Raw genomic sequence first — 9,707 nt, 5'->3', positions numbered from 1 at the left:
TTGGGTTGGACTAAGAGTGGTCATCTGGGCCTCTGCTAGAGTGGGAAAAACAACTGGTAGCTTCCCCACAGTGGTCCAGATGACTTTTGCTTTCTTTGTTTTTGTTAAGAGAGCAACATACCAGTTGCGTTTTTTTCGTAACCCGCTGCGTAAGCGAGGGATAATTGATATTGACTCATCCCTCGCTTACGCGTCGGGTTACGATAAACCAATGCCACAGGCAAAAGCGCAACTTCAAAACGCGCGAGCGAGGGAATCCACTCCAAACTTCGCAATACCAGCGACTCCACTCGCTTGCGCATCGGGCTTGTATCTTTGCGGCGTAGCCGCATAAATAAATTCAGCCAAGCGACCTGTATCGGCGGGGCATTTACACTTGGAATTACGACCCAAAGGGGAATTATGTTCCCAAAAGTCCAGGTCAAAGGAATTCAATATTCCGCAACGTGGGTTCGGAAGGCAGCATCATAGTGATCAGGTTGCTCTCACTCAAGGTGAATTCCTGTTGCTCGGCGAATCAACCTGGACGTTTTTCACCCAGACGCGTAATGCAGTTGGAACGATTGTCGTCCGCTTCTCGGGCGGGTAAACTTTTCCTCGAAGGGAACGATGCCCTTCCATGCCCCCCGTTCATACTCCCCCCTCTTCAATTATTTATTGGGAATTTGAGAATGTCTTCGATCACTAGCCAAATGCAGGGGGACGTCCTTGTGGTTGGTTTCACCGACGTGAAAATCCTCGACAGCCAAAGGATCGAATTGATCGGTCGCGAACTCAAGGAAGCCGTTCCGTCAGCGGCACACAAGCGAATGGTGCTGAACTTCAGTGGTGTGTCGTTCATGTCTTCGGCGATGATCACCAAGTTGGTGATGCTCAACAAACACTGCAAAGCTCAAGGTGTGGCGTTGAAGTTTTGTCAGGTTTCGCCGAACGTGATGGAAGTTTTCAAGATCACAAAACTGAACAAGCTGTTCGACATCCAAGACACCGAAGAAAAAGCGATCTCCAGTTTCGACAAAAAAGGGTGGTTTAGCTGAGTTCCCACGACACGCCTGATCTCGAGCGTCGCATCGCGATCGCGGTCGAACGTGAGCGGCAGCAAATCGCATCGGAAATTCACGACGGGTTGTTGCCCTACCTGTACGCGACGGCGGCCAAGTTGTCGCAGTTGCGTCGTCGCGACGACGAGCTAAGTGCAACCCTGAAGGATGCAGCCGACTGGGTGGATCGGTCGCGTCAGATCGCTCGGGATCTGATGAATGCGATCTCATACCCCGAATCGGCCGTTCGCGATCCCCTTCGCGCGGCGTGGGAGTTCATCGAGGAAGTACTTGTTCGAAGCGGTCTGGCCGTCTCGGGCGAAAGTGGCATCGCTTCGGCGGGCGAACCAGGCTCATCGAACGACCCCGCAGGCCCCCATATTGCCTGGCCTTGCCTCGTCGGTGATCCGCCCGAATCGATTATGGCGGGACGTTTGGATGAACCGACGGGAGCGGCAATCTATCGCATCGTCACGGAGTTGGTCCGAAACGCCGTCCGCCATGCCAACGCCAATCAGATCATCGTGGATGCGATTCAAACCGATCAAGGCGTTCGAATCGAAGTTCGCGACGACGGCTCCGGCTTCAATCCCGATGCTCTCGATAAGACAACCCGACATGGATTGGATTGGGTCCGCGGGCGGGCCGAAGCGGTCGGCTGGGAACTGCAAATCGAATCCGATGAGGGGGGAGGGACCAACGCGATCGTCTCCGGACCGATCCCGGCATGAACGACCGATGAAGAATCCATGTACCCTGGCTCGGCCGAGCCTCCGATCGGTTGGCGAGTCTGGTCGATCGCGTATGCTGTAGGACACTCGCTAACGATCCACCTTGATCGAATAGCCGATCCATCTTTTCCCTCATCGAGTTCCGATCGCTTGAGCCAGCTCACCAACGAACGTTCGCCGAAATCCCTTGAATCGCCGCCCACCGAGATCGGGGAAGCGTGGGAAAAACTCAACCAAGTTTCTGGTATGTTGCGGACGGTGATTCGTGGCAAAGCCGATGTGATCGAGTTGGTGCTGACGTCGCTGCTTGCCGAAGGGTCGATTCTGCTCGAGGACGTCCCGGGCGTCGGCAAGACGACGCTGGCCAAATCGGTTTCGCGTTTGATTGATCTGGAATACCAGCGAATCCAATGCACCCCTGATCTATTGCCCGGCGACATTTTGGGTGGTTCCATTTACCGACCGGCGATCGGGGAGTTCGAGTTCCGCCCGGGGCCGGTGTTTTGCAATCTTCTGGTCGCCGACGAGATCAATCGTGCGTCACCGCGAACGCAAAGCGCGCTGCTCGAAGCGATGGCGGAAACTCAGGTTACGATCGAGGGCCGACGTTATGATCTCAAGCACCCGTTCATGGTCATCGCGACGCAGAATCCGGCCGGTTTCGAAGGCACGTTTCCGTTACCGGAATCCCAGTTGGACCGATTTTTGTTTCGGACCAAAATGGAATATCCCGATGCGGCGAGCGAGGTAAATCTGTTACTCGAACAATCCGATCATGAACCCGTCAGCCGATTATCAGCAGTGATGCACGTCGAAGATCTCATCGTGCTGCAGCGTTGGGTGCGATCGATCACGGTCAGTCGCAAAGTAGCGACCTACGTCGTCGCGTTGGCCACGGCGACACGGCAAGACGCCCGCTTGCGGGTCGGTTGCAGTCCCCGAGGATGCAAGATGTTGCTGCGAGCCGCTCAAGCGCACGCCGGGTTACAGGGCCGCGATTTTGTGTTGCCCGACGATGTTCAACACCTTGCCCCGGTTGTGCTGGGCCACCGTGTCAGTTCTCGTCACGGCGTTTCGTCGCTCGACGAAACGAAACAGGTGATCGAATCGATCGTCGGGCAGACGGCCATTCCTGTTTGATCGTTACGGCCGGTTTGCTCAACGCCCCATAGCGGCACTGTAAAGACTTCGCTTGCTCGGCTTAGGTACGCTGATCGGCATCGGTTGGACGTCGAAGGGGAATCGCTCCGCGACACATTTGACGGGAACGCCTTGAGTCGTTTTCTGTTTGACTTGATTGGCCAAGTTCGCGTCGATGTTGAAGGCTCGGTACTCGTTCATCACCGCGAGGATCGGTGCGTCGTACTCGAACCCGCCGCCGGGTAGTTCGCGTCCCAGGTTTTCGAAACTGCCGATCGTCACGATCGATTGCGTTCGGTCGTGAAATTGATATGCCTCGACCCCTTCTTTTCGCAACAGCCGAACCATTTCGGCGGCATCGGCGGCACAGCGATCGAGTCGCTCGCCACTGGGCTCGAATGTTTTGTCTTTCTTGCCGTCGACGATCGTATTAAAACCGGAGAATGTCCGAACCACGACCGTGTATTTTCCCGGGCACTCGTCAATCAGGCTGTGCGTCTTGCCTTCGTTCAAGTGTCGAACAAACGCATCGACTTCAGGGGCTTGAAAGAAGTCTTCGGGCAACATCGGATTGCGGGTCAAGAATGCGTTGCCCATCGCTCCGAGTTTAGGGTCACCCATTTTCTTGACGAGTCGATGATGCAGGGCTTTGACCGCCGTGACCGGATTACGGATATCGGTTTCCGCAGCCATCTCTTTTTCATCGCCGAAAACACCACATTGCGCGGTTTTGATCTTCTCCAGGTCACTCTCAACTCGTGGGTGTTCGGCGGTGTCGTATTCGCCGACCAAGACCGCGTGAGCTTCGTAACGGATTTCGTTGGCGTACCGCATCTTTCGCTGAAAGGCCGCCGCGCCGCCGGTTCGCTGGATCGGCGACCCCGGATTCACTTCGCCGGAAAAGTCAATTTCCTTCTCGTACAAGAACGCGGGCAAATTCAAGTCGCGACGAATTTCCATGACCAATCGTTCGGCACGTTCTTGCGATCCGGGGCCGAGAAACGTGTGTGCTAAAATCATCCACGGACCGTCTTCTTGGGTGAGCAGGTACGGTTTGGATGCATCCGCTTCGATCCGCTCGCCGCGAGAGAACATCCGTAGCAGCGATGGACCATCCGCGGTCGCGATCGTCGTCGCATTGAGCATCGCAAAAAGCAGTGTTAAGGACCAAACCGAACGAATTCGAAGCATCTTGCTCATCAGAAATCGTTTCCTGTTTCGAATGTGGCGGGCGATGGAGAAACCGGCTCGAACGGGCGAGCGATGTGTCGGAACTAGGTGCGTACCAAAAGAAAGACCGCCGGGTAAAGACGGACCGTCAGGTTTGTATCGGGCGTCTTGACGATGAACCTCTTGAGCGAACCGGCGGATTGGTCGAAGATGACCTTCGCGGGTTCTTCCTCACAGGGTGATGTTTCAAAGATCGCTGCATCGGTTGGGCTCATTTTCCGACGTCAAGCCAGTTTTGGGGAAGCCTCGAAAAAGGCGCATCTTGAACGCTTGCGATTCGGGAGTATCCACGGAGCTTGATTTACTTTAAACGCCTCAATCGAAGGATTACGGATGATGCTCGCCGCTTCGCTGACCGAGATGCCTGTCGCCTCGTCACCGGCTTGGGTGATGATCCTGTTTGCACTCGTGATGATGGCGACTTACGTCGGCGTTGCCATTGAACGGTTTCATAAGACCGTCGCGGCGCTCTGTGGTGCAGCCGTCCTGATCATCCTCAGCATCGCGATGGGGCTGTTTGAGTACCCCAAGATTTACGACTTCCTCAAAGAAGACTTGAACATCTTTGGTGTGATCATCGGCACCGGGATCCTCGTCGACGTGGTCGGCAAGAGTGGACTGTTTCACTTCATCAGCATGTGGATCGTGCGTTTGACGGGAGGTCAAGCGAAGCGTTTGTTCATCACGTTGTGCGTTGTCACGTTCCTGTTCGTCAGTGTGCTGACCATTGTGCCGGCGATGTTGATCCTCAGTTCGCTGGTGTTGGTGATCTGCCGGTCACTCGGTTACAAGCCGATGCCGTTGTTGTTGTCGGTCGCGGTGTGCGCCAACAGCGGCGCGATCGCTACGTTCGCCAGCGGTCTGCCGAACATCATGATTGGGACGGCTGCCGAAATTCCTTATGTGCAGTTTTTGCAAGTGTCATTGCCGTACGCCGTCGTCAGCCTTGTGATCGCCATCATCGGTTTGCGGATCTTCTTTCGAAATGATCTGCCTTGGAAACAGTCCGTCGAAGACAAAGCGGCATTGAAGTATCAGATCGAGGGATTCGACCCTTGGGCGATGGTCGAAGACCGCCGCGTGCTGTTTCGTAGCGCGATCATTTTGCTGGGCACCGTTTGCGGTTTCGCGCTGGCCCAACCCTTGCATGTCGGAATGGACTTCATCGCCATGGCCGGCGCGACCGCCGCGCTGTTGTTCTCAGGCAAAGGCGTCGAGGATGCGATCGGCAAAGTCAACTGGACCGTGATTCTGTTTTTCATGGGGCTGTTCATCATCATCGGTTGCGTCAAACAGACCGGGGCACTCAAGTGGGTGGCCGAACAAGTGGTCGCATTGTCCGACAATCGAATCGAGTTGTTGGTGCCACTGATGGGCGTCTTTTCAGCGGTTGCCAGTTCGATCGTCGACAACATCCCGGTCGCCGCGACGTTGATCCCGATCGTCCAAGACGTGACCGGTGGCCCCGCAGGAGTCCCCGCCGAACCGCTGTGGTGGACGCTGGTCATATGCTGCAACTTGGGTGGCAACGGAACGCCGATCGGATCGATCTCATGTGTGATCGCGATCTATGCGTTGAAAAAAGAAGCCGGCGTTCACGTCGGTTGGGGAACGTTTCTGAAACTCGGCGGTGGTATCATGTTGTTTCAAATCACTGGCGCGATTCTGTACGTGCTGTGGTTGCACAGTAGCGGATGGATCCCGTCGCTCGAAGCCCTTAACCCTACCTGACCCTATGGACCAAACCAACGACTTGGACCGCGAAGTTGACGATGCGATGCGTTTGTTCGAACGTGCCCATGTCGGTTCCGCTGCGCCGATTCCTCCGATCCGTCCGGCCCGGATTTTATTGGTGCTCGACGGGTCCGACCAAGATCTCACTTCGATCCGATCGGCCGACTATCTTCGTGGGCGACACAACACCGAGACTTTGATCCTGGATGCCCGCGAAGCGAACGTCGGCCAGGGAGCCGGATTGGCCGGTGAGGCCGTGGGGCAGATCGGAAACAGCCGCTCGATCGAGCGAATCCAAGGGGACGCCTTTGACGCGATTTTGCATTCGCTCAAACAACATCAAGTCAACTTGGTCATCCTTCCGTGCCCGTTCGGACGCTCTTTCGAGACCGTCGGCCAGGACAGCGCCGGGACAGTGATCGACGTGATGTTGTCGCGTTGCCCGGTGCCGTTGCTAATCACACGCCGCACCGATCAAACGCTCGCTGAATGCGTCAAGCGGGTTTGCGTGCTCGTCAGCAGCGAATGTGACGTGGAATCGCGGGCCGCCGGTTGGGCGTTCGGCATGGCCGCACCTCAAGCAGAAGTGTCGTTGAACTTGGTCGTCGAGAAAGAACATTTCGAGAACGTGCGTTCGCTAATCGAGGCGATTCATCCCGGTGAGCGATTCGATTCATCCAAGCTCAGCGAGATTTTGACCAAGACTCATCAAAACCTTCATGCGGCGATGAACGCCACCGCTCATGAGATGAAGATGAATTACCACCTGCTTCCTCAAGCCGGCGAGACGGCGCCGCCGAATCCTCTTTCCGATCCAGGCCAACAACTGCTTGTATTGCCCTTGGAAGTCGACGACCGATTCACGCAGGGTTTCGTGCAAGACCGAATCCGTCGAAGTCCTCATCCCATCCTCATCGTTCCAGGCCACGTTCCCGGCTAGCAAAGTTACCCGTTACCAAAATAGTTAAACCTAAACTAAAACTTAAACTTAAACCCCTCCTCAGCTATCACTGACCTTCCGCAGTTTTCACATGCCGCCGAAGTCCAAATCATACAAGCCCGAAGCGCCACGGCGTGTTGATTTAGTTAGCCGTACCGCGTTAGCGGCGGTTCCCACGGCCGTTAACCGGGGCTAACGTCCATCGGCTAATTGTTGTCATTCGGTATACGACTAAATCAACAGGCCGGCCAGCGGGCGGATGGGCTGGAACGAGGACGAGTGCAGCGAATCCACTCGAAGACGCTGTGGGCGGGTGTTGATGCAATTCAAACGAGCCCGACCTTGGGGACGAATTTGGTCGTGTGGAAAGCGGGTTTAGGTTTAGGTTTAGGTTTAGGTTTAGGTTTAGGTTTAGGTTTAGGTTTAGGTTTAGGTTTAGGTTTAGGTTTAGGTTTAGGTTTAAGCTCGGCATAAAACCAAGAACCAAGAACTGCCGGGTCTCCGCTATCGCTGCGACCCAGCCTACGTTGTTACATCGTTAGACGGATGGTCATGCTGATGATGGCGGATAGGACGATGGCCCATCCGCAGGCCTGGCGGAGGCGAACGATCGGCGGTTGTCGGATTTGCACCCAAGCGGCACGAAACGACATCGCGGCGGTTTCTGTGTTTGTCGGTTCCGGTGAAGCGGGTGGTAACAGAAGCGATTCAGACGCCTCATCAACGAACCTGCGTGCTGGAGACAAACCTCGCCAGACACAACCCAACAGCATTGCGGACAGAGCGATCGCAAAACCCAACGCCGCCGTTCGTTGATCCGGGATTAGCGGTTCGATCGTGGAGACCGTCAGGGACTCACTAAAACTCGCGACGACGCGGGCCTGCTCGGATGCTCGTTCTTGAAGCCATTGCTCCGACCGCGTCGCACGATCTTGCCAATAAGCTTGCCAAGCTACGGCCCGGTCACCGTCTGGTGATGGCGAAGCGTGTGAAACTTGGCGAAACACACTTGCGTTCGACGCGGCGGCCGCGGTTGCATCGGCATAGAATTGTGACGTTTCCTGTTGCCATCGCATGATCCCTACGCTCGCTGAGCGGGGTCGGGTGAGCTTCGCGATGACCGCGTGGCGAATCTTCTCGGCGTTTTGCCCGAGACCTTCGACGCGGCGTTCCACCCGTTTGCCGTCCGAATCCTGCCATGAGGCCACGATGACGGGCTCGACGGGGAACCAACTGCAAACCAGTGCCAAGCAAGCGATCCCCACCAACGCGATATCGACGAGGAACTCGCGAGTGGGTAACACGGACCGCATGGGAGCCTTCACGATGACACGAGCAAGAGGAGAACAATAACAGAAGCTCTCTCTTGTTATCGGCTTATCGCGATTGTGCGGTTCAGGAAACTTTTGCCGATTAAACCCATTCCTGAGTCGTCGGCTTGATCACGATCTCCGGTACGCAAGCCCGTGGTGGTAATAGACAGATCGACAATACGATTCCCGCAATGTCTTGAGGCTGCAGGATCGATTCTTTGTGCTCTTGTGAGACGGGCACGGGACGATTGTCGAGGATCGGCGTGTTGACTTCGCCGGGGTAAACGTTGGTGATCCGCACACCTTCGTGACGGACTTCGTTGGCGACGGCCGTGCCCATCGCCGTCATCGCAAATTTGCTCGCGCAGTAAACGACACCACCGAGCGAGATTGCACGTTTTCCCGCCACGGATGAAATGTTCACCACCAACCCGTCGCGACGGTCTCGCATCGACGGCAGAACTTGGTGCATGCATCGGTAGGCTCCGGTCGCATTGATCCGCAGCACGCGATCCCATTCGTCCGGGTCCATTTCGGCCATCGTGCGTTTAACGATATTGATCCCGGCGCTGTTGACGAGGATATCGACATCGCCAACGTTGGCACGAAAGTCTTGAAAGAACGTTTCAATGCTCCCGTTGTCGGCGACGTCGATCGTGTGGGTGCGGATTTTGACCGGCGAGGCGGTGGCTTGCGATAACGCCTCGAGTGGTTCTCGGCGGCGTCCACCCACGGTCACGTTCGCTCCCGCCATCGCCAATTCGCGGGCGATTCCCGCTCCGATGCCCGTTCCGCCGCCGATCACGGCGACGTTTTTGCCCTGTAGTTGATTCATGGTCGAGTTTCCTAGTTGGTGTGGGAACGCGACAGCGGTCGGAACCCGTTCGCAAAAGATGAACGCCGAATCTTCACCGTTCGCATTCGCATTGCCAAGTGGATATGATATCGCGAGAGCCAAAAATGGCTTCTCGCCCCCAATCCCCTCCTTACGGAACCTTCCCGATGTCACGAATGTTGCTTTTGACTCTTGCTCTTGGATGTCTGATGACCCAACCTGTTTCTGCTGAACCTTCGTCGACCGACCACGAATGCTCGCTGAGTTTCCAGGCCAAGACGATCGACGGTGAGAACGTCGACCTTCACGACTACGAAGGCAAGGTTGTGTTGATCGTCAACGTCGCCAGCAAATGCGGATTAACTCGGCAATACGCCGGTCTGCAATCGCTTTATGAAAAATACCAGGACAAAGGCTTGGTGATCCTCGGCTTTCCCTGCAACGAATTCGGTGGACAGGAACCGGGCACCGAAGCCGAAATCAAGCAGTTTTGCTCGACCAAGTACGATGTGACTTTCCCGATGATGAGCAAAGTGAACGTCAACAAGGACGCGTGCGACTTGTACAAACACTTGACCAGCCAAGACGCGAAGCCTGCCGGATCGGGACCGATCTCATGGAACTTTGAAAAGTTCTTGATCGGCCGTGATGGAAAGTTGGTCAATCGATTCAGCCCACGGACCGCGCCGTCGGATGAAGATTTGGTTTCAGCGATCGAAGCCCAACTGGCCGCAAAGTAGTCGT

Annotated in this window: 11 protein-coding genes; 7 read left to right on the top strand and 4 right to left on the bottom strand. The window is 55.7% G+C overall.

Annotation, left to right across the window (positions count from 1 at the left end):
- Positions 1-671: 671 nt before the first annotated feature.
- From Pla100_RS18150 to Pla100_RS18140, 3 genes are read left to right on the top strand one after another with little or no spacing between them, the layout of a single operon-like run.
- On the top strand, positions 672-1,037 hold the full coding sequence (locus Pla100_RS18150) for an STAS domain-containing protein (protein ID WP_146579122.1): 366 nt from the start codon (positions 672-674) through the stop codon (positions 1,035-1,037).
- Positions 1,034-1,771 (top strand): sensor histidine kinase, encoded by a 738-nt coding sequence (locus Pla100_RS18145; RefSeq protein WP_315853485.1) that lies wholly within the window; start codon positions 1,034-1,036, stop codon positions 1,769-1,771. Before Pla100_RS18150 ends, Pla100_RS18145 begins: the two co-directional genes overlap by 4 nt.
- 18 nt (positions 1,772-1,789) lie before the next feature.
- A complete protein-coding gene (locus tag Pla100_RS18140; protein ID WP_146579120.1) occupies positions 1,790-2,911 on the top strand; it encodes an AAA family ATPase in 1,122 nt (373 codons plus the stop codon).
- A gap of 18 nt (positions 2,912-2,929) precedes the next feature.
- On the opposite strand, the gene Pla100_RS18135 is transcribed toward Pla100_RS18140, so the two are convergent.
- Entirely contained in the window at positions 2,930-4,111 is a 1,182-nt protein-coding gene (locus Pla100_RS18135) for a hypothetical protein (protein ID WP_146579119.1), read from the bottom strand.
- A gap of 74 nt (positions 4,112-4,185) precedes the next feature.
- Positions 4,186-4,356 (bottom strand): hypothetical protein, encoded by a 171-nt coding sequence (locus Pla100_RS30920; protein ID WP_197168046.1) that lies wholly within the window; start codon positions 4,354-4,356, stop codon positions 4,186-4,188.
- Between the two features lie 118 nt (positions 4,357-4,474).
- On the opposite strand from Pla100_RS30920, the gene Pla100_RS18130 reads away from it, so the two are divergent.
- The 3 genes from Pla100_RS18130 (at position 4,475) to Pla100_RS30915 (ending at position 7,289) form a co-directional block, all read left to right on the top strand.
- Positions 4,475-5,872, top strand: a complete 1,398-nt coding sequence (locus Pla100_RS18130; protein ID WP_146579118.1) for an ArsB/NhaD family transporter — start codon at positions 4,475-4,477, stop codon at positions 5,870-5,872.
- A gap of 4 nt (positions 5,873-5,876) precedes the next feature.
- Entirely contained in the window at positions 5,877-6,815 is a 939-nt protein-coding gene (locus Pla100_RS18125; RefSeq protein WP_146579117.1) for a universal stress protein, read from the top strand.
- Between the two features lie 279 nt (positions 6,816-7,094).
- Positions 7,095-7,289 (top strand): hypothetical protein, encoded by a 195-nt coding sequence (locus Pla100_RS30915; protein ID WP_197168045.1) that lies wholly within the window; start codon positions 7,095-7,097, stop codon positions 7,287-7,289.
- Between the two features lie 56 nt (positions 7,290-7,345).
- Here the strand turns inward: Pla100_RS30915 and Pla100_RS18110 are convergent, their stop codons facing one another.
- Positions 7,346-8,128, bottom strand: a complete 783-nt coding sequence (locus tag Pla100_RS18110; protein WP_146579116.1) for a hypothetical protein — start codon at positions 8,126-8,128, stop codon at positions 7,346-7,348.
- A gap of 100 nt (positions 8,129-8,228) precedes the next feature.
- Positions 8,229-8,963 carry an SDR family oxidoreductase gene (locus Pla100_RS18105; protein WP_146579115.1) on the bottom strand — a complete coding sequence of 245 codons (735 nt, stop codon included), beginning with the start codon at positions 8,961-8,963 and terminating at the stop codon, positions 8,229-8,231.
- A gap of 167 nt (positions 8,964-9,130) precedes the next feature.
- Here Pla100_RS18105 and Pla100_RS18100 point away from each other — a divergent pair, with 167 nt between their 5' ends.
- Positions 9,131-9,703 carry a glutathione peroxidase gene (locus tag Pla100_RS18100; protein WP_146579114.1) on the top strand — a complete coding sequence of 191 codons (573 nt, stop codon included), beginning with the start codon at positions 9,131-9,133 and terminating at the stop codon, positions 9,701-9,703.
- Positions 9,704-9,707 lie beyond the last annotated feature (4 nt).

The organism is Neorhodopirellula pilleata, assembly GCF_007859915.1.
Taxonomy (GTDB): Bacteria; Planctomycetota; Planctomycetia; order Pirellulales; family Pirellulaceae; genus Rhodopirellula; species Rhodopirellula pilleata.
Note: the sequence above shows the minus strand (reverse complement) of the source record. Positions and strands in the feature narration are given on the sequence as shown.